Here is a 20,076-nt window from a genome sequence, read left to right as displayed (position 1 = left end):
GTGCCGCATTTCGGTCCAGGGTAGGACGAGGCTTTGGGAAATGTCCTTCGCATGAATGGGAAGTCGTGGCGTTCTGTTCCCAGTCGTCGAGTCTTAACCTTTACGCAGCTGCCAGCTCTGGCATTTCAGTTGCGGGGTTGCTTTAGTCCTGGACAAAAAAAGCGGTCTGAACAACTTCATTCGAAGTCCAGACCGCTGCATTGGGCTCAGCGAATCTGAACCACCACTTTCCCAACCGCCTTGCGCTGGCCAAGATCATTGATCGCCTGCGCCGCATTGCTCAGTGGATATACCTGCGACACCAACGGCTTCAACTTGCCCTCGGCAAACCAGCCAAACAATTGCTGGAAGTTCGCCGCGTTGTCTTGAGGCTGGCGCTGGGCAAACGAGCCCCAGAACACACCCACCACCGCTGCACCTTTGAGTAGCGCAAGATTGACCGGCAATTCAGGGATGCGTCCGCTGGCGAAACCGACCACCAGCAGACGGCCGTTCCACGCAATGGCGCGGATGGCCTGGTCGAACAGGTCGCCGCCCACCGGATCGTAAATCACATCGGCGCCCTGGCCATCGGTCAGGCGCTTGATTTCGTCCTTGAGACTGGTTTCGCTGTAGTTGATCAGCTCATCGGCGCCGGCAGCTTTGGCGACCGCGAGTTTTTCGGCACTGCTGGCGGCGGCGATCACGCGGGCGCCCATGGCTTTGCCGATTTCCACGGCGGCCAGACCGACACCGCCGGAAGCGCCGAGTACCAGCAAGGTTTCACCCGGTTGCAGGTTGCCCCGTTGCTTGAGCGCGTGCATCGAAGTGCCGTAAGTCATGCTGAACGCGGCGGCGGTGTTGAAGTCCATCGATGGCGGGATGGGCAGCACGTTGTAGCCCGGCACCGCGACCTGTTCGGCGAAACTGCCCCAGCCAGTCAGCGCCATGACCCGATCACCAACCTTGAGGTGGCTGACCTTTTCGCCTACTTCGCTGACCACGCCAGCCGCTTCGCCGCCCGGGGAAAACGGGAAGGGCGGCTTGAACTGATATTTGCCCTCGATGATCAGCGTGTCCGGGAAATTCACCCCGGCGGCGTGCACGTCCAGCAGGATTTCATTCTTCTTCGCGACAGGACTGGCGACGTCTTCCAGCACCAGCGATTCGGCAGGGCCGAAGGCTTTGCACAGCACGGCTTTCATCAGGGCTATTCCTTTGGGAGTGATGGCCGATAAGTGTAGGTGTGTGAGTCGATGGGTCAACGAGCATGCCCGGCCCTGATAGTCAGCCATAAGCTTGTGCTTGAGCGGCGGGTCGTTATGCTAGGCCGCAAACCGGATAAGGAGCGAATTGTGAAAGCGTGGATCATGTTGTTGCTGGCCCTGTCTCTGCCTGTGGCAGCGATGGCCGAAGAAGCCAAAGAAGGTGCAGCTCCGAAGGTCAATTACATCACCCTGAGCCCGCCGTTCGTGGGCAACTACGGGCTGGACGGGACGTCGAAGCTGAAGGTCTACAAGGCCGATGTGGCATTGCGAGTGACCGGTGATGAGGCGACCAAACTGGTGAAAGCCAATGAGCCGTTGATTCGTAATCAACTGGTGGCGTTGTTTGCCCAGCAGACCACTGAAGCGATGAACAACGTCGAGGCCAAGGAAAAGCTGCGGCAGGAAGCCCTGAAGCAGACCCAGCAAATCATGAACGACGAAACTGGCAATCCAGTGGTCGAGGATTTGTTGTTCAACAACCTCATTATCCAGTAAGTTTTTCGCTGTCCGGGCGGGCCTCTTCGCGAGCAAGCCCGCTCCCACAGGGGATCTTCAGTGAATGCAGAACCATTGTGGGAGCGGGCTTGCTCGCGAAGGCATTCATGCAGTCACTGCATGGCTTAAGCCCGTAATGCAATCACCGCCACCCACTGCTCGGCCGTCACCGGCATCACCGACAGTCGCGAGCCTTTCTGCACCAGCGGCATCTCGGCCAGCGCCGCCTGCTGTTTCAGGTAATCCAGCTTAAGCACGTTGGGAAACGTCTCGACATGCGCGACATCGATCGCGCTCCAGGCGTTTTTCTCTGCCGTGGCCTTCGGATCGTAGTAATGACTCTCCGGCTCCAGCGCCGTCGGGTCCGGATACGCGGCTTCGACGATCTTTCCGATCCCGGCGATCCCCGGTTCGGGGCAGCTGGAGTGATAGAAGAAAAACTCGTCGCCCACGGCCATGGCCCGCAGAAAATTACGCGCCTGGTAGTTGCGAACCCCGTCCCAGCGCGCGTTGCCAAGCGTCTCCAGGCCCTTGATCGAGAGCTCGTCGGGCTCGGATTTCATCAGCCAATAAGCCATGGTTTTTGCTCCTTGCGAGGTGAGTGGGCAAGTTGTCGGGGAATTTTATGACAAACCGACGGTCGGTTGACGCCAGCGTTTGCGTGTCGGTTCACGTTGTCGCAAAATGCCGGCCTTCTAAGCTTGACGCTGCTGCACGGCCTACACCTACAACGGAAACCGCTGCTGTCATCGTGTTGATGTGCCTTTGGGGGGCAATCGATGAAACGCAAACCGGATTTACTATGGATTTTGGTTATTTTGTTCGGCCTCGGCGTCGTGACAACTGGCTATGCCCAAAGCCTGTGGAGCAACAAGACTGACGCTCCGATCGAAATCGCTCAGCAACAGCAGCCTTCGGCCTTAAAGCGCTGAATCTCTTCGGACGCCGCTGATTTCAGTGGCGTCTAGCCGGCGAAATACCGCGCTTTGTCTGTCACCGTTCCCTGTAACGGCACATCCCAGCTCGCTTGAGCCAATCGCTCGACCTTCTGACATTCATGGGCCAGCCCCAATAGCGTCGGCTTGCGCCAGTTTTTACGTCGTGCCAGGTACGCCAGGCTTCGATCATAGAAACCACCGCCCATGCCCAGGCGTCCGCCGACATCGTCAAATCCCACCAATGGCAACAGCACCAGATCGAGCGCCCAGACTTTGCGTTGCCGGGCGAGGTTGTGCCGGGGTTCGAGAATACGAAAGCGGTTGGGTTTGAGTTTTTCGCCGGGGCGAATTCGCTGGAACACCATTTTGGTTCGTGGCCAGGCGCTGAGCACCGGCAGATAAGTCGCCTTGCCCCGACGTTGAGCGGCACGCAGCAAAACACGCGGGTCGATTTCACCGTCAGTGGGCAGATACAAAGAGATATGTTTTGCGCGGCGAAACAGCGGCTGCTGGGCCAATTGTTTGTACAGCCCGCGAGCAGCCTGGCGTTGCTGACTGGGTGTCAGTGCGCGGCGGGCCTTGCGCAGCATGCGTCGAAGTTGCGGGCGGGGCAGCAGCGCAGGTTCGGTCATGAATTCGGGCTTCGGCAGTGCGGGTACATAAAGCGTACCCGTAAAAAAGCCGATGCCGGTATTTAAACCGGCATCGGACTGGAATCAGGCTCCCCGGATGTACCGCTGTCGACTTAGCCCTTGAACCCGAAAGTTCAAGGTGGAAGATGCAGTAGGCTTTAAGGCTTTCCGTCTAGCGGACATGCACACCAGCCCAACGTGCAACCTCCAGGGTATAGCAAATCGGCTCAGGGACATCGCCAACTGGCAAGCACCCCAGGGAGTGTTGCGAGTATACCCCAAGCGGTTTCGTGTTTCAGCCCTTGGTGACGTCCGGATCGGTGGCGAGCACCAGATCGACGCGGTCCAGCAGGTCGCGAACCTGCTCACGGGTCGATCCGCTGGCCTGCACATCCGGGCGTTCTTCCTTGTGCAGAAGATCGTGGGTGATGTTCAGGGCGGCCATCACGGCGATGCGATCGGCGCCGATGACTTTGCCGCTGCTGCGGATCTCGCGCATTTTGCCGTCCAGGTAACGGGCGGCGCTCACCAGATTGCTGCGCTCTTCCTGCGGGCAGATGATCGAATACTCTTTATCGAGGATCTGCACGGTAACGCTATTGCTTGAACTCATGAGTCTTGCTCCAGGGCCTTGAGGCGCGAAATCATTGATTCGACCTTACGCCGGGCGATTTCGTTCTTTTCAATGAGGTGAGCGCGTTCCTCGCGCCAGGTCTTTTCCTGAGCTAATAGGAGTCCGTTTTGACTCTTTAGTTGCTCGACGCGAGTAATTAGCAGTTCGAGTCTGGCCATTAGCGCTTGCAGGTCGGTGTCTTCCATTGGGTCCACTGAAATTGTGTCAGATGGGTGATAGCTGGCGGACAGCCTTTAATAGTCTTGGCGAGTCTGTCGATGTAGGATACAAGGCCTTCATTCTAGACATAGCGCCGTCTGGCGCCTAGCTGCCCATGCCCATTCAGAATTCCCCGTACCAAGCCTTCGCCACACTGCTGACTTCCAGCGGTCATAATGTCTCGCCTGCCGAACTGCATGGCCTGCTGCTCGGCCGCAGTTGCGCCGGTGCCGGTTTCGATGCCGAAGGCTGGCTGGTCGATGCCGCCGAGCTGCTCGAAAGCGAGCCGCAGGATAATGTCCGCAACGCCTTGATCGGCTTGCAGGAGATGGTCAAGGGCGAGCTCACCGGCGACGATGTGACCGTCGTTCTGCTGCTGCCGACCGATGACGAACCACTGGCCGACCGCGCCGCCGCACTGGGCCAATGGTGCCAGGGTTTCCTCAGCGGTTTTGGCCTGAACTGCCGTGACAGCAGCATGCTGAGCACCGAGGCCACCGAAGTACTTCAGGACCTGGCGGCTATTTCACAGGTGCAAGACGCCCTGGAAGAGTCCGACGACGGCGAAAGCGACTACATGGAAGTGATGGAGTACCTGCGCGTCGCGCCGCTGCTGCTGTTCACCGAAAACAAAAAGCCGGACGCGCCGGCTGCCGCCAAACCGTCGTTGCATTAATCGCGTGCCAGGGAAAGCCATCTGCCCATGATTCATATCCCGAAATCGGAATACAGCCGTCGCCGCAAGGCCCTGATGGCGCAGATGGAACCCAACAGCATCGCCATCCTGCCCGCCGCCGCCGTTGCGATCCGCAACCGCGACGTCGAGCACGTCTACCGTCAGGACAGCGACTTCCAGTACCTCAGCGGTTTTCCCGAGCCTTCGGCGGTCATCGTTTTGATGCCTGGGCGTTTACATGGCGAATACATACTGTTCTGCCGTGAACGCAATGCCGAACGAGAGTTGTGGGACGGCCTGCGCGCCGGGCAGGAAGGCGCGATTCGCGACTTTGGCGCCGACGACGCCTTCCCCATCACCGACATAGACGACATCCTGCCGGGCCTGATTGAAGGTCGCGACCGGGTGTATTCGGCCATGGGCAGCAACCCGGAATTCGACCGGCACCTGATGGACTGGATCAACGTGATCCGCTCTAAAGCGCACCTCGGCGCCCAGCCGCCGAACGAATTCGTTGCCCTGGATCACCTGCTTCACGACATGCGCCTGTATAAATCGGCGGCAGAAGTGAAGGTGATGCGCGAAGCCGCACGGATTTCCGCCCAGGCACACATCCGCGCGATGCAGGCCAGTCGTGTGGGGCTGCATGAGTTCAGCCTCGAAGCCGAACTCGACTACGAGTTCCGCAAGGGCGGGGCGAAAATGCCGGCCTACGGTTCGATCGTCGCCGCTGGACGCAACAGCTGCATCCTGCATTACCAGCAGAATGACGCGGTGCTCAAGGACGGCGATCTGGTGCTGATCGATGCCGGTTGCGAGATCGACTGCTACGCCAGCGACATCACCCGCACCTGGCCGGTCAACGGCAAGTATTCAGCGGAACAGAAGGCAATCTACGAGTTGGTGCTGGCGTCGCAAGAAGCTGCGTTTGCGGAAATCGCCCCGAACAAACACTGGAATCAAGCCCACGAAGCCACAGTTCGGGTGATTACTGCCGGTCTGGTGAAGTTGGGCCTGTTGCAGGGCGACGTCGACGAGTTGATCGCCAGCGAAGCCTATAAAGCGTTTTACATGCACCGCGCCGGCCACTGGCTGGGCATGGATGTGCATGATGTCGGCGAATACAAGGTCGGCGGTGAATGGCGTGTATTGGAAGTCGGCATGGCGCTGACCGTGGAGCCGGGCATCTACATTGCCCCGGACAACCAGAACGTGGCGAAGAAATGGCGCGGCATTGGCGTGCGCATCGAGGACGACGTAGTGGTCACCAAAACCGGCTGTGAAATCCTGACCAAAGGCGTACCGAAAACGGTCGCCGAGATCGAGGCCTTGATGGCCGCCGCGCGGGCACAAGCGGCATGAGTCGAGTCAATCTGGCAATCATCGGTGGTGGTCTGGTCGGCGCCAGCCTGGCGTTGGCATTGCAGGCCGGAGCCAAGGCTCGTGGCTGGAAGATCGTGCTGATCGAACCGTTTGCCCCGGGTGACACTTATCAGCCGAGCTACGATGCCCGTTCTTCGGCGTTGTCCTACGGCGCCAAGCAGATTTATCAACGGTTGGGCGTGTGGCAGGAAATCTCCCGTCGCGCCGAGCCGATCAAGCAAATTCATGTGTCCGACCGTGGGCGTTTTTCCACGGCACGGTTGTCGGCGATGGAAGAGGGCGTTCCGGCGCTGGGCTATGTGGTGGAAAACGCCTGGCTCGGCCAATGCCTCTGGCAAGGTCTGGACAAGGACGTGATCAGCTGGCGTTGCCCGGCGGAAGTCACGCGAATGGAGCCAATGACCGGCGGCTATCGCCTGACCCTCAACGACGAAACCACTCTGGAATGCGATCTTGCGGTGCTGGCTGATGGCGGCCGTTCCGGCCTGCGCGAGCAACTGGGGATCGGCATCAAAAAGCGCCCGTACAACCAGAGCGCGTTGATTGCCAACATCACGCCGAGTGAAGCGCACAACGGCATGGCCTTCGAGCGTTTCACCGATGACGGGCCGATGGCGTTGTTGCCGTTGCCGGAAAACCGCTGCGCACTGGTCTGGACCCGTCTGGGGATGGATGCGCAACGGCTGGCGAACCTCGATGAAAAGAGCTTCCTTAGTGAGTTGCAAGGCGTGTTCGGTTATCGCCTCGGCACTTTGAAGCAGGTTGGCGCGCGGCATTTGTACCCGCTGACATTGATCGAGGCCGAAGAGCAGGTGCGTCCGCATCTGGCGATTCTCGGCAATGCTGCCCACAGCCTGCACCCGATTGCAGGGCAAGGTTTCAACTTGTCCTTGCGTGATGCTCAAGCTTTGGCCGATGCGTTGTTGACCAGCGAAACATCTCCCGGCGATTTTGCGACCTTGCAGGCTTACCGCGAGCGTCAGCGTCTGGATCAGAACCTGACCGTGGGCTTCTCCGATCAGGTCACCCGTTTATTCGGCAGCACTCAACCGCTGGTTTCCCTCGGCCGTAACATCGGTCTGCTCGGTCTCGATCTGCTGCCGCCGGCCAAACGCTGGTTCGCCCGGCAGGCCATGGGTTTGGGTACGCGTCCCGATGCTTAAGTGGCTGACCAACAAGTTCGGCAAAGCGCGGTTGATGTGTTGGGTGATGAGCTTCTATTCGCCGTACCTCGGCGCCGACACTTTGGTGGCGCGGGTCGGGAAAACCCTTTATATGCGGCTCAAGCCGCAAGCGAGACAGGCTTAAAGCATGGAAATGCGCGCAGATCTGCTGATTGTCGGGGCCGGAATGGTCGGTAGCACCCTGGCGCTGGCGTTGCAGGACAGCGGGCTGGAAGTCCTGCTGCTGGACGGCAGCCCGATGAGCGTCAAACCCTTCGACGAGCAATCGCCGTTCGAACCGCGAGTGAGCGCCTTGTCGACGGCCAGCCATAGGATTCTCGAACGCCTCGGTGTCTGGGACGGTATCGCCAACCGGCGCAGCAGCCCGTATACCGACATGCACGTCTGGGACGGCAGCGGCACCGGGCAAATCCATTTTTCGGCGACCAGTGTGCATGCTGAAGTGCTGGGGCATATCGTCGAGAACCGCGTGGTTCAGGATGCCTTGCTCGACCGTTTGCATGACTGTGATCTGGGAATGCTGGCCAACGCGCGCCTGGAGCAAATGCGTCGCTCCGGCGACGATTGGCTGCTGACCCTGGCCGATGGGCGCACGCTACGCGCACCGCTGGTGATTGCGGCGGATGGCGCCAACTCCGCAGTGCGGCGACTGACCGGTGTGGCGACTCGCGAGTGGGATTATCTGCACCATGCGATCGTCACCAGCGTGCGCAGCTCCAAACCTCATCAACTGACCGCCTGGCAGCGTTTCACCGACAACGGTCCATTGGCGTTTCTGCCGCTGGAGCGTGATGGTCAGCAGGATTGGTGTTCGATCGTCTGGTCGACCACCCCGAGCGAAGCCGAACGCCTGATGGCGCTGGACGACGAAGGTTTCTGCAAAGCGCTGGAGCGGGCCTTCGAAGGCCGACTGGGCACAGTGATCAGCGCAGACCCGCGTCTGTGCGTACCGCTGCGGCAGCGTCATGCCAAGCGTTATGTGGCTGAAGGTTTGGCGTTGATCGGTGATGCAGCGCACACCATTCACCCATTGGCCGGGCAGGGCGTGAACCTTGGTTTTCTCGATGCGGCCGTGCTGGCCGAAGTGCTGTTGCAAGCGGCCGTGCGTGGCGAGCGTCTGGCGGATGTGAAAGTGCTCAGCCGTTACGAACGTCGGCGCATGCCCCACAACCTGGCATTGATGGCGGCGATGGAAGGCTTCGAACGCCTGTTCCAGGCTGATCCGTTGCCGATTCGCTGGTTGCGTAATGCCGGGTTGAAGATGGTCGACCAGATGCCCGAAGCCAAGGCGCTATTCGTGCGCGAAGCACTGGGATTGACCGGGGATCTACCGGCACTCGCCAAGGCCTGACTCACCCTTGCAGGGCTGCGCGCAACATCTGGTAACGCCTCCGCCAACTGTTCGATTGAGAACGTAAATGTGAGTCCATATCATTTGACCTCACTTTTCCAATCGAGAGATCGCTCCCATGCTGGTACCGAAGCGTCTACTGACCGCACTCGCCCTGACCCTGATTGGCAGCACCGCAGCCCAGGCCGCTGACGAGGTGGTGGTTTACTCCTCGCGTATCGACGAGCTGATCAAACCGGTCTTCGATGCCTACACCGCGAAAACCGGCGTGCAGGTGAAGTTCATCACCGACAAGGAAGCGCCGCTGATGCAGCGGATCAAGGCCGAGGGCGAGAACTCCACCGCGGATCTGCTGCTGACCGTCGATGCCGGCAACCTCTGGCAGGCCGAGCAAATGGGCATCCTGCAACCGTTCACCTCCAAGGTGATCGACGCCAACATCCCGCTGCAATACCGCTCATCCGCTCATGCCTGGACTGGCCTGAGCCTGCGGGCGAGGACCATCGCTTACTCCACCGATCGGGTGAAACCCGGTGAGTTGACCACCTACGAAGGTCTGGCCGACAAGAACTGGGAAGGTCGCCTGTGCCTGCGCACAGCGAAGAAGGTCTACAACCAGTCACTGACCGCCACCATGATCGAAGTCCATGGCGCCGACAAAACCGAGAAAATTCTCAAGGGCTGGGTGAGTAACCTGTCCACCGACGTGTTCTCGGATGACATCGCGGTGCTGGAGGCCATCAACGCGGGTCAATGCGACGTCGGCATCGTCAACACGTACTACTACGGTCGTCTGCACAAGCAGAAGCCTGATCTGGCGGTGAAGCTGTTCTGGCCGAACCAGGGTGATCGTGGCGTGCACGTGAACCTGTCGGGCATCGGCCTGACCAAACATGCTCCGCACCCGGAAGCAGCCAAGGCCTTGGTGGAATGGATGACCACACCTGAAGCGCAGAAGATCTTTGCTGACGTGAACCAGGAATTCCCGGCCAACCCTGCCGTTCAGCCGTCTGCTGAGGTGGCGAGTTGGGGCAAGTTTGTCGCCGATACCTTGCCTGTGGAAATTGCCGGCAAGCGTCAGGCTGAAGCGATTCGGATGATGGATCGGGCGGGTTGGAACTGAATCTGGCGGTATTCTATCGTTAGCTTCAAGATCCACCCCTCATCGGAACGCCGCCCGCCCATCCCTCTCCCCACGGGGGAGAGGGGGAAAGGGAGCTGATCTTTATGCTTTTCAATTCCTGAGTTCGACTTTGAAATTTCAAGTCGCAGGATTTCAACTAAACGCCGCGGTCAGTCCCCTCGCCCCTTTGGGGAGAGGGTTAGGGTGAGGGGGCGATCTTGGAGCCCAGACACCAAACTCACCGTCTCAGAGACCTTAACGTGGCCCACCCCGCCCAACGCCGCTGGTATCCCCTGGTCTTCGCCATCGCTGCGCTGGTCCTGCTGCCACTTAGCGTTTTGCTGTTGTCATGGCAAACCATCGATCATCAAATCTGGTCCCACCTCTGGGATACCCAGATGCCGCGCTTGCTAAGCAATACCCTGACCCTGGTGCTCGGCGTCGGTATCGGCGTGACGCTCTTGGGTGTGAGCCTCGCCTGGCTCACCAGCCTCTGCGAATTCCCCGGTCGGCGTTGGCTGGACTGGGCGCTGATGCTGCCATTCGCCATTCCCGCTTATGTGCTGGCATTCGTCTTCGTCGGCCTGTTGGATTTTGCCGGCCCCGTGCAAACCCTGTTGCGCGAATGGTTCGGCACGGGCTTGAGGTTGCCGCGCGTGCGCTCCACCGGCGGTGTGATTCTGGTGCTGGTGCTGGTCTTCTATCCTTACGTTTACCTGTTGGCGCGAACCGCGTTCCTGGCTCAGGGCAAAGGCCTGATGGAAGCGGCGCGAGTCCTGGGGCAATCCCCGTGGCAAGCGTTCTGGCGAGTCGCGCTGCCCATGGCGCGCCCGGCCATCGGCGCTGGCGTGGCGCTGGCGTTGATGGAAACCCTGGCAGACTTCGGTGCGGTGTCGGTGTTCAACTTCGACACGTTCACGACCGCCATCTACAAGACCTGGTACGGATTTTTCAGCCTCTCCACCGCCGCGCAACTCGCCAGCCTGTTGCTGCTGGTGGTGATGGTCGTGATGTACGGCGAGCGTCGTGCTCGCGGGGCCAACCGGGCGAGTAACGAACGACCTCGGGTCAAGGCGCTGTATCACCTGCGCGGTTTCAAAGCGCTGGCGGCCATGAGTTGGTGCGGTCTGGTGTTCGCGTGTGCCTTCGTCATTCCAGTGCTTCAACTGGTGGTGTGGTTCTGGCAGCGCGGGCGCTTCGACCTGGATGAGCGTTACGCGGGGTTGATCGTCCATACGTTGTACCTGGGCGGCATGGCGGCGCTGATCACCGTCAGTGTTGCTTTAGTGCTGGCGTTTGCCCGGCGCCAGGCCCCGACCCGAGCGATCCGCACCGGCATCAGCCTGGCCAACCTCGGCTACGCTTTGCCGGGTTCGGTGCTGGCGGTATCGATCATGCTGGCGTTCAGTTACCTGGATCGTGAACTGGTGATCCCGATATCGGGTTGGTTGGGCGGCGCCGGCAAGCCATTGTTGCTGGGCAGCCTCTCGGCGTTGTTGCTGGCCTATCTGGTGCGTTTCATCGCGGTGGCTTATGGGCCGCTGGAAAGCAGTCTGGCGCGAATACGGCCATCTTTGCCCGAAGCGGCACGTAGCCTTGGCGTCAGTGGGCCACGACTGTTTTTCAAAGTGTATCTGCCGTTATTGCTGCCAGGAACGTTGAGCGCTGCGTTGCTGGTGTTCGTCGATGTGCTCAAGGAAATGCCCGCGACCCTTCTGATACGCCCGTTTGGCTGGGATACGCTGGCGGTGCGGATCTTCGAAATGACCAGCGAAGGCGAGTGGGCGAGGGCCTCTTTGCCGGCCTTGACTCTGGTTTTGGTCGGCCTGCTACCGGTCATCGGATTGATTCGACGTTCAGCGCATCGAAACGCCTAGGTGCCAGTCCTACACCTTGAGGCTACAATGCGCGGCATTCGGTGCGGTCCGTCCTACGGATCAGGTAGCTGAAATCGGCTGAAAGCCTTCTATTTCAAGGCTTTCACCCCGTGCAGCACCGGCCCGCACCTTCGCCACGCCCGGAAGGAGAAACCCATGGGACAGCGCACGCCTCTGTATGACCTTCATCTCGCCCTCGGCGCGAAGATGGTCGATTTTGGCGGTTGGGATATGCCTTTGCATTACGGCTCGCAGGTCGAGGAACACCATCAGGTGCGTCGCGATTGCGGGGTTTTCGATGTGTCCCACATGACCGTGATCGATGTCAGCGGCCCTCAGGCCAAGGCCTGGCTCCAGCATTTGCTGGCCAATGACGTCGAACGTCTGCACAGCCCTGGCCGTGCCTTGTACAGCACCATGCTCAACGAGCGCGGCGGCATCGTCGACGACATGATCGTCTACCGTCTCGACGAAGGTTATCGGCTGGTGGTCAACGCCTCCACCCGTAATCAGGACCTCGCCTGGATGCAGGCCCATATCGATGGTTTCAAGGTGCGGCTCAACGAGCGCTCCGAGCTGGCGATGCTGGCCATTCAAGGTCCCCAGGCCCGGCATAAAATCTCCGAACTGGTGACCCAGTCCCGCGGCAACCTGATCCAGATGCTCAAGCCCTTCGAAGGCCAGGCCGATGGTGACTGGTTCATCGCGCGTACGGGTTACACCGGCGAAGATGGCTTGGAAATCGTTCTGCCGGCCAGTCAAGCGCCAGGATTCTTCAACGATCTCGTGGGCGCGGGCATCTCGCCGATCGGCCTCGGGGCGCGCGATACTCTGCGGGTCGAAGCCGGCATGAACCTCTACGGTCAGGACATTCACCAAGACGTTTCACCGCTGGCCTCCAACATGGCCTGGAGCATTGCCTGGGAGCCGGCCACTCGCCAGTTCATCGGTCGCAGTGCTCTGGAAGCCGAACGGGCGGGTGGCGTGCAGCACAAACTGGTCGGTCTGGTCCTAGAGGAGCGTGGGGTTTTGCGCGCTCATCAAGTGGTCCGCATCGCCAATGTTGGCGAAGGGGAGATCACCAGTGGTAGTTTCTCTCCTACGCTTAGCAAGTCGATAGCCCTGGCGCGCGTGCCGATGGCGACAGCCGACCGCGCAGAAGTGGAAATCCGTGGCAAGTGGTACCCGGTCCGAGTGGTCAAACCGACCTTCGTACGCCATGGCAAAACCTTGATCTAACCTTTTCTGGCGGGCAACGACCGCTGACAATTCTCTTGAGGACATAGAAGATGAGCGATATTCCTGCCGACCTGCGTTTTGCCGAAAGTCACGAGTGGGCCCGTCTCGAAGCCGATGGCACCATCACCGTTGGCATCAGCGATCACGCTCAGGAAGCCTTGGGTGACGTGGTGTTCGTTGAGCTGACCGAAGTCGGAACAGTCTTCGCTGCCGGTGATCAATCCGGTGTGGTGGAGTCGGTTAAAGCCGCTTCGGACATCTACTCCCCGGTTGCCGGTGAAGTGATTGCCATCAATGAAGAACTGAGCGCCAACCCTGAGTTGCTCAACTCCGACCCGTACGGTGCCTGGATCTTCAAGCTCAAGCCAAGCAACGCTGGCGATCTGGACAAGCTGCTCGATGCAGCTGGCTACAAATCCGCCATCGGCGAGTAAGCGTTTAGCGTCACCCCCAAAGCCCCGACTAGTCGGGGCTTTTTCATTATCAAGGGGTACAGCGACATCGACTGCTATGCTGGTTTGACCGTGTTGCATCGACGCTGAGCGCCAGTCAAGAGAGAGCCCGTCATGTCCCAGTTGCCGTCCTTGAGCCAGTTACGCGACCCCAATGCCTTCCTTCGCCGCCACCTCGGGCCCGATGCCGCCGAGCAACAGGCGATGCTCGACAGCCTCGGCCTCGGCAGCCGGGTCGAGTTGATCGAGCAGACGGTGCCGCCGGGAATCCGCCTGAACAGACCGCTCGACCTGCCTCCCGCGCTCGACGAAGAAGCCGCACTGGCCAAACTGCGCGGTTACGCCGAGCAAAACCAGGTCTGGACCAGTCTGATCGGCATGGGCTACCACGGCACCCTTACGCCGACCGTTATTGTGCGCAACGTGCTGGAAAATCCCGGTTGGTACACCGCATACACGCCGTATCAACCAGAGATCGCCCAAGGGCGGCTCGAAGCGCTGCTGAACTTCCAGCAATTGACCATCGACCTCACGGGCCTGGAACTGGCCAACGCCTCGCTGCTGGACGAAGCCACGGCGGCGGCGGAAGCCATGGCATTGGCCAAGCGTGTCGCCAAGTCCAGAAGCAATCTGTTCTTCGTCGACGAAAACTGTCATCCGCAGACCATTTCCGTGGTGCAGACACGAGCAGAAGGGTTCGGCTTCGAGCTGATCATCGACACTGTGGATAACTTGAAGCAGCACCAGGTGTTCGGCGCGCTCCTGCAATATCCCGACACCCACGGCGAAATCCGCGATCTTCGTCCCTTGATCGATCATCTGCATGCGCAGCAAGCCTTGGCGTGTGTCGCAACCGATCTGCTGAGTCTGCTGTTGCTGACGCCGCCGGGGGAGTTGGGCGCTGACGTGGTGTTCGGTTCATCCCAGCGTTTCGGCGTGCCCATGGGTTACGGCGGCCCTCACGCGGCGTTTTTTGCCAGTCGCGATGAGTACAAACGGGCGATTCCCGGGCGGATCATCGGCGTGTCGAAAGATGCTCGCGGCAATGTCGCCTTGCGCATGGCCCTGCAAACCCGCGAGCAACATATCCGCCGGGAGAAGGCCAACTCAAACATCTGCACGGCTCAAGTGCTGCTGGCCAACATCGCCAGTTTCTATGCGGTCTATCACGGTCCGGAAGGGCTCAAACGCATTGCCCAACGCGTCCATCGGCTGACCAGCATCCTCGCCGCTGGCCTGGAGCGCCGCGGCATCACCCGCCTCAACACACACTTTTTCGACACGCTGACGCTGGAGGTCGGTGGTACTCAGACGGCAATCATCGAAAGCGCCCAAGCCGCACAGATCAACTTGCGCATCCTCGGGCGTGGGCAGTTGGGGCTGAGCCTCGACGAAACCTCTGACGAATCCACCGTCGCGAAGTTGTTCGATGTGTTCCTCGGTTCCGATCACGGGTTTAACGTCGACGAACTGGACGCTGAAGCCCTTGCTTCCGGCATTCCCGCAGGTCTGCTGCGTACCTCGCCTTATCTGCGCCACCCGGTCTTCAGCGCCCATCACAGCGAAACCGAGATGCTGCGCTACCTCAAGCAACTGGAGAACAAGGACCTGGCGCTCAATCAATCGATGATCCCGCTGGGCTCCTGCACCATGAAGCTCAACGCCACCAGTGAGATGATCCCGATCACGTGGCCGCAGTTCGCCAACCTGCACCCGTTTGTGCCGAAAGTGCAGGCGGTCGGTTATTCGTTGATGATCGAAGAGTTGGAGCGCTGGCTCTGCGCGATTACCGGTTTCGACGCGATCTGTATGCAACCCAACTCTGGCGCCCAAGGCGAGTACGCCGGGTTGCTGGCGATCCGCAAATATCACGAGAGTCGTCATGAGGGCGCGCGGGATATTTGCCTGATCCCGTCCTCGGCCCACGGCACCAACCCGGCGTCGGCGCAGATGGCCGGGATGCGGGTGGTGATCGTCGAATGCGACGAGGCGGGCAACGTTGATCTGGATGACCTCAAAGGCAAAGCCGCAGAGGCCGGAGACAAACTCGCCTGCCTGATGGCGACGTACCCTTCGACCCACGGTGTATACGAGGAAGGCATCAGCGAAATCTGCGAAGTTATCCACAGCCACGGCGGCCAGGTGTACATGGATGGCGCCAACCTCAACGCTCAGGTCGGACTGGCGCGCCCGGCGGACATTGGTGCCGACGTGTCCCACATGAACCTGCACAAGACTTTCTGCATTCCACATGGTGGCGGCGGGCCGGGCATGGGGCCGATTGGTGTGCGGGCGCATCTGGCGCCATTCGTGGCCAATCACCCGGTGGTGCCGATCGACGGGCCACTGGCGCAAAACGGTGCAGTCAGCGCGGCGCCCTGGGGCAGTGCGAGCATCCTGCCGATCAGCTGGATGTACATCGCGATGATGGGGCCGCAATTGGCGGATGCCAGTGAGGTGGCGATCCTCGCCGCGAATTACCTGGCGCAGCACTTGTCCGGGGCGTTTCCGGTGCTTTACACCGGGCGCAACCAGCGGGTGGCTCACGAATGCATTCTTGACCTGCGGCCACTCAAGGCGCTGACCGGGATCAGCGAGGAGGACGTCGCCAAGCGGCTGATGGACTATGGCTTCCATGCGCCGACCATGTCGTTTCCGGTACCGGGGACGTTGATGGTTGAGCCCACCGAAAGTGAATCGAAGGCGGAGCTGGACCGGTTTATCGGGGCGATGCTGAGTATCCGCGCGGAAATCACCGAGGTGCAGAACGGCAACTGGCCGGCCGATGACAACCCGCTGAAACGTTCGCCGCACACCTTGGCGGATATCACCGGGGTGTGGGAGCGACCCTACAGCATCGAGCAGGCGGTGACGCCGGATGCTCACACCAAGGCGCATAAGTACTGGCCGGTGGTGAACCGGGTGGACAATGTCTACGGCGATCGGAACCTGTTTTGCGCTTGCGTCCCGGTGGATGATTACCGCTGACGCACCGTTTTGTATTCGGGCAAAAAAATGCCGCTCATGGAGAGCTGCATTTTTTTGAGTCATGAATCAGAACGACATCCGCGCTTCAACGTAAAGATTCTGCTCTCGAAGCTTGCCCTTTAGTTGTTCGTCCCGCGCATTGATGCGGTTGGCGAAGGTGTTATAGCCGGTTTCAACCTTACCCATGTCGACATAGCGGTAGCCGGTGCCGACGGTAATTTGCCGGGTCAGTTTGAGGTCTGCACCGACGCCCAGGGTGTAGGCGAAATTGTTTTGGGTATTGTTGGCAAATCGACGTGAAGGGTTGGACTGATAGCCTTCGGATTTGATATGGGCCACGCCTGCGCCGGCCATGGCGTACAGCGATAGGCTTTGGGTCAAGCGGAAGTCCTTATAGGCATTGAACATCAGACGCTTGGATGAGACCTGCATGTTGTTAACGTTGGCGTTGAATGGCGCCCAGTAACTCATGAACTCCGAGTCCTGCTTGATGGTGTACTCGCTTTCCAGGCGCCAGCCACCTATGAACTCATAGCCGAGCGCAACGGAGCCGCCGACATCTTTGTTGCGCTCCGGACTGACGATACGGCTGTTCACCCTGGGACTTGTGAGCAGGGCGTCGGCAAGGTCTTGCTGGACACTCTGGATTTTTATCGAGCCGTACAGGCCTTCCGCGTGGGAAACGTGACTGTAGGCGGCCAGCAGAAGTAAAGATAAGACTGGTTTTTTCATGTGAGTCGATTCGCTTGTGGGGGTAATCCGAATCGACAAAGTTTGAGTTCGCACGTCTGGCGCTCATATCAGAGCTTTCATCAGTAGGTCGGTGAAAACTCGTCTGTATGTCAGTGTTTTGGCGTTAGCCTACGTAGGAAATAGCTGTGCAATTTCTCTGGTTCAAAAAAATGCCGCTCATTGAGAGCGGCATTTTTGTTCAGCAGTACATCTTAATTCGAAGCGACGGCATTCTTCGCCAGGATTGCGTTCGCCAGTTCCATGTCCGTGGCCTGCAGGCCAGGGTTGTCGGCGCGGACTTTCTGCATCGCGGCCTCCAGGTATGGGCCGCGAATGCCGCCGTCACTGGCGACAAAGCTGCCAGCATCGTCCTGGGCGGCAACGATCAGCTTGTGATCCTTGAAGGTCAGGTAGGTCGAACCGGTGGTCGCACCGGATGAGATGACGTTACGCCAAAAGCTATCGGCCATCGCCGAACCAACAGGAAGGGACAACAAGGCGATGGTAGCGACAGCAAGTTTGAGACGCATATTGGGTGACTCCACTGGGTTAACTACGGCGTTTGATTGCCAATCCCCCAATCGAGTTCCATAGCGGCTCATCAACAGATTCGTTTGCCCAATACCGGATTGGGCCTGGCCGACTGGTAGCGCAGCTATTTCTGCTCACTCTGCGGCGTCACCCGCAATACCTCCTCAATCGTCGTCAAACCCGCTGCGACTTTTTGCGCCCCTGACAATCGCAAACTGCGCATGCCTTCCTTGAACGCCTGACGCCGCACCGCCAGCAAATCGGTGTCGGGGTTGATCAGCGCTTTGACGCCGTCCGTCAGCTGCATGATTTCGTAGACCCCGGCGCGGCCGCGGTAACCGGTATCGCGGCATTCCAGGCAACCAATGGCGCGCTGTGCGTTGTTCGGCAACGGTGCCTGCCAGGGCCGGGTCAAGGTTTGCCAGTCTTCTTCGCCCAGGGTCAGCGGTGCCTTGCAATGCGGGCACAAGGTGCGGACCAGGCGCTGGGCCATGACGCCGAGCACCGTGGCTTTGATCAGGTAATGCGGCACACCCAGTTCCAGCAAGCGGCTGATGGCGCTCGGCGCATCGTTGGTGTGCAGCGTCGACAGCACCAGGTGGCCCGTGAGCGCAGCCTGGATCGCCATTTCAGCGGTTTCCAGATCACGGATCTCACCGATCATGATGATGTCCGGGTCCTGTCGCATCAGCGCGCGCACACCGGCGGCGAAGGTCAGGTCGATGTTGTGCTGGACCTGCATCTGATTGAAGGCTGGCTCGACCATTTCGATCGGGTCTTCGATGGTGCAGAGGTTGACCTCCGGCGTCGCCAGTTTTTTCAGGGTGGTGTACAGCGTGGTGGTCTTGCCGGAACCGGTCGGGCCGGTGACCAGAATGATGCCATTGGGCTGGCTCGTCATGTCCTTCCAGCGGCGCAAGTCGTCGGCGGAGAAGCCCAGCTGATCGAAATTCTTGAGCAGTACCTCCGGGTCGAAGATCCGCATGACCATTTTTTCGCCGAATGCAGTAGGCAATGTCGATAGCCGCAACTCGACTTCGCCACCGTCCGGGGTTTTGGTTTTCACCCGGCCGTCTTGGGGTTTGCGTTTTTCCGCGACGTTCATCCGCCCGAGGCTTTTCAGGCGGCTGACGATGGCCATGGTCACTTGCGGCGGAAATTGATAGACGTTGTGCAGCACGCCGTCGATACGAAAGCGCACCGTGCCTTGTTCGCGCCGGGGTTCGATGTGGATATCGCTGGCGCGTTGCTGGAACGCGTACTGGAACAACCAGTCGACGATGTTGACGATGTGCGCGTCGTTGGCGTCCGGTTCCTGATCGCTCGCGCCGAGGTTCAGTAGCTGCTCGAAATTGCCCAATGTGTTCATCTGCTGATCGGCGTTGGTCGCACCGCTGACCGATTTGGCCAGACGGAAAAACTCCACGCTGAAGCGCTGGATGTCGACCGGGTTGGCGACCACACGCTTGATCGGCAGCTTCAGCACATGGGTCAGGTCGGCTTCCCAACCGGTGACGTAAGGCTGGGCGCTGGCCACGGTGACTGCTTCGCGGTCGATAGACACCGCAAGAATCTTGTGGCGCTGGGCGAACGCGTAGGACATCAGCGGCGTAATCGCCGCAACGTTGATTTTCAGCGGGTCGATACGCAGATAAGGCTGACCGGCCTGCTGCGACAGCCAAAGCGTCAGGCTTTCCAGATCGAGGGGTTTACCGGGGCGGCTGAGGTCGTCCAGGTGTTGGCTGGCGATGAATTCCAGTGGGTGCATCTGGCCATTGGCGGCGTGGCGGCGTCGGGCATTGAGCGCGTGTTCGGCCGAGTCCTGGCTGATAAAGCCTTGAGCGACCAGTTCACGCAGCAAATCATTGAGATCCAGCCAGCGGTCCTGAATGGCAAGTTGAACGGACATGCGGGCTCCTCATGAACAACAGTTCGCAAAGGATAGTCGCGGAGCCGCAGACCGTTGGGCCACTACCCGACGAAGCCGTGTCGAATTTTTTCAGCCCGCCGCCTGAGCCGGTTCATCCCACGCGCAATCAGCGGCTTGCAGCTCAACCGAACAGACGCTGATCAGGTTACGTAATTTTTCTGCGATCACCTGGGCGCGGTGCCAGCTCAGGCCGTCCATCACGATGTCGATCGACAGCAGATCGTCCATCCGCTGCACGTTGACCTGTTGCGGCGTCAGAAACTGCAAGGCGAACAGGTTGAGCGCCCGGCACAGCAGATCCGGTTCGGCCTCGGCCAGCACTTGATAGTGAACGCGGCAGTGGGCGTTGCTGACGTTCCAGACATCGGCGCGGGTGTGCGGGGTGTTTACGGCTTCTAGATGCGGCATGGTCGGACTCCAAAATCACTGGAGGAATTTTTACATTCGGTGCCGGGCATTTCTTATC

The 20,076-nt window shown here is 59.8% G+C and carries 21 protein-coding genes and 1 other RNA gene; 12 read left to right on the top strand and 10 right to left on the bottom strand.

What is annotated here, in order from left to right:
- Positions 1-206 precede the first annotated feature (206 nt).
- Positions 207-1,184: an NADPH:quinone oxidoreductase family protein gene (locus QFW87_RS28325; protein WP_283182124.1), complete on the bottom strand. Its 978-nt coding sequence runs from the start codon at positions 1,182-1,184 to the stop codon at positions 207-209.
- Positions 1,185-1,334: 150 nt separating this feature from the next.
- Here QFW87_RS28325 and QFW87_RS28320 point away from each other — a divergent pair, with 150 nt between their 5' ends.
- Positions 1,335-1,742 (top strand): flagellar basal body-associated protein FliL, encoded by a 408-nt coding sequence (locus tag QFW87_RS28320; protein WP_283182123.1) that lies wholly within the window; start codon positions 1,335-1,337, stop codon positions 1,740-1,742.
- Between the two features lie 125 nt (positions 1,743-1,867).
- On the opposite strand, the gene QFW87_RS28315 is transcribed toward QFW87_RS28320, so the two are convergent.
- Positions 1,868-2,320, bottom strand: a complete 453-nt coding sequence (locus QFW87_RS28315; protein WP_283182122.1) for an EVE domain-containing protein — start codon at positions 2,318-2,320, stop codon at positions 1,868-1,870.
- A gap of 201 nt (positions 2,321-2,521) precedes the next feature.
- Between QFW87_RS28315 and QFW87_RS28310 the strand changes: the two genes are divergently transcribed.
- Positions 2,522-2,674, top strand: coding sequence for a hypothetical protein (locus QFW87_RS28310; protein ID WP_283189380.1), 153 nt, complete (start codon positions 2,522-2,524; stop codon positions 2,672-2,674).
- A 32-nt stretch (positions 2,675-2,706) separates the two neighbouring features.
- On the opposite strand, the gene QFW87_RS28305 is transcribed toward QFW87_RS28310, so the two are convergent.
- From QFW87_RS28305 to QFW87_RS28290, 4 genes are all read right to left on the bottom strand, one after another.
- Positions 2,707-3,312, bottom strand: a complete 606-nt coding sequence (locus tag QFW87_RS28305) for a 5-formyltetrahydrofolate cyclo-ligase (protein ID WP_140675317.1) — start codon at positions 3,310-3,312, stop codon at positions 2,707-2,709.
- Positions 3,313-3,398: 86 nt separating this feature from the next.
- Positions 3,399-3,577: non-coding RNA, 6S RNA (ssrS, locus tag QFW87_RS28300), on the bottom strand.
- 30 nt (positions 3,578-3,607) lie between these two features.
- Complete coding sequence (locus tag QFW87_RS28295) at positions 3,608-3,925, bottom strand: cell division protein ZapA (RefSeq protein ID WP_007942435.1); 318 nt, start codon at positions 3,923-3,925, stop codon at positions 3,608-3,610.
- The gene (locus QFW87_RS28290; protein WP_007982902.1) at positions 3,922-4,131 is read right to left on the bottom strand and encodes a TIGR02449 family protein; all 210 of its coding nucleotides are present in this window, start codon (positions 4,129-4,131) and stop codon (positions 3,922-3,924) included. The genes QFW87_RS28295 and QFW87_RS28290 overlap by 4 nt, the downstream gene beginning before the upstream one ends.
- 128 nt (positions 4,132-4,259) lie before the next feature.
- On the opposite strand from QFW87_RS28290, the gene QFW87_RS28285 reads away from it, so the two are divergent.
- The 10 genes from QFW87_RS28285 to gcvP all read left to right on the top strand — a co-directional run bounded on the left by QFW87_RS28285 (position 4,260) and on the right by gcvP (position 16,417).
- Entirely contained in the window at positions 4,260-4,820 is a 561-nt protein-coding gene (locus tag QFW87_RS28285) for a YecA family protein (RefSeq protein WP_283182120.1), read from the top strand.
- Positions 4,821-4,847: 27 nt separating this feature from the next.
- Complete coding sequence (pepP, locus tag QFW87_RS28280) at positions 4,848-6,182, top strand: Xaa-Pro aminopeptidase (protein WP_283189379.1); 1,335 nt, start codon at positions 4,848-4,850, stop codon at positions 6,180-6,182.
- A complete protein-coding gene (gene ubiH, locus QFW87_RS28275; protein ID WP_283182118.1) occupies positions 6,179-7,366 on the top strand; it encodes a 2-octaprenyl-6-methoxyphenyl hydroxylase in 1,188 nt (395 codons plus the stop codon). The genes pepP and ubiH overlap by 4 nt, the downstream gene beginning before the upstream one ends.
- On the top strand, positions 7,359-7,511 hold the full coding sequence (locus QFW87_RS28270; protein ID WP_283182117.1) for a hypothetical protein: 153 nt from the start codon (positions 7,359-7,361) through the stop codon (positions 7,509-7,511). Before ubiH ends, QFW87_RS28270 begins: the two co-directional genes overlap by 8 nt.
- Positions 7,512-7,520: 9 nt before the next feature.
- The gene (locus tag QFW87_RS28265) at positions 7,521-8,738 is read left to right on the top strand and encodes a 2-octaprenyl-3-methyl-6-methoxy-1,4-benzoquinol hydroxylase (protein ID WP_283184649.1); all 1,218 of its coding nucleotides are present in this window, start codon (positions 7,521-7,523) and stop codon (positions 8,736-8,738) included.
- A gap of 118 nt (positions 8,739-8,856) precedes the next feature.
- Positions 8,857-9,861, top strand: a complete 1,005-nt coding sequence (locus tag QFW87_RS28260; protein ID WP_283189378.1) for an extracellular solute-binding protein — start codon at positions 8,857-8,859, stop codon at positions 9,859-9,861.
- Positions 9,862-10,121: 260 nt separating this feature from the next.
- Positions 10,122-11,738 (top strand): iron ABC transporter permease, encoded by a 1,617-nt coding sequence (locus QFW87_RS28255; RefSeq protein ID WP_283189377.1) that lies wholly within the window; start codon positions 10,122-10,124, stop codon positions 11,736-11,738.
- Positions 11,739-11,894: 156 nt separating this feature from the next.
- Entirely contained in the window at positions 11,895-12,977 is a 1,083-nt protein-coding gene (gcvT, locus tag QFW87_RS28250; RefSeq protein WP_283189376.1) for a glycine cleavage system aminomethyltransferase GcvT, read from the top strand.
- Positions 12,978-13,027: 50 nt separating this feature from the next.
- Positions 13,028-13,411, top strand: coding sequence for a glycine cleavage system protein GcvH (gene gcvH / locus QFW87_RS28245; protein ID WP_283189375.1), 384 nt, complete (start codon positions 13,028-13,030; stop codon positions 13,409-13,411).
- A gap of 132 nt (positions 13,412-13,543) precedes the next feature.
- A complete protein-coding gene (gene gcvP, locus QFW87_RS28240; RefSeq protein ID WP_283189374.1) occupies positions 13,544-16,417 on the top strand; it encodes an aminomethyl-transferring glycine dehydrogenase in 2,874 nt (957 codons plus the stop codon).
- Between the two features lie 66 nt (positions 16,418-16,483).
- On the opposite strand, the gene QFW87_RS28235 is transcribed toward gcvP, so the two are convergent.
- The 4 genes from QFW87_RS28235 to QFW87_RS28220 form a co-directional block, all read right to left on the bottom strand.
- Complete coding sequence (locus QFW87_RS28235) at positions 16,484-17,149, bottom strand: outer membrane beta-barrel protein (protein WP_283182112.1); 666 nt, start codon at positions 17,147-17,149, stop codon at positions 16,484-16,486.
- 212 nt (positions 17,150-17,361) lie between these two features.
- Positions 17,362-17,679 (bottom strand): DUF2388 domain-containing protein, encoded by a 318-nt coding sequence (locus tag QFW87_RS28230; protein WP_283182111.1) that lies wholly within the window; start codon positions 17,677-17,679, stop codon positions 17,362-17,364.
- Between the two features lie 125 nt (positions 17,680-17,804).
- Positions 17,805-19,589 (bottom strand): GspE/PulE family protein, encoded by a 1,785-nt coding sequence (locus QFW87_RS28225; RefSeq protein ID WP_283189373.1) that lies wholly within the window; start codon positions 19,587-19,589, stop codon positions 17,805-17,807.
- 90 nt (positions 19,590-19,679) lie between these two features.
- Positions 19,680-20,018, bottom strand: a complete 339-nt coding sequence (locus QFW87_RS28220) for a hypothetical protein (protein WP_283182109.1) — start codon at positions 20,016-20,018, stop codon at positions 19,680-19,682.
- Between the last annotated feature and the right edge of the window lie 58 nt (positions 20,019-20,076).

This window comes from Pseudomonas sp. PMCC200344, assembly GCF_030053095.1.
GTDB lineage: Bacteria > Pseudomonadota > Gammaproteobacteria > Pseudomonadales > Pseudomonadaceae > Aquipseudomonas > Aquipseudomonas svalbardensis.
Note: the sequence above shows the minus strand (reverse complement) of the source record. Positions and strands in the feature narration are given on the sequence as shown.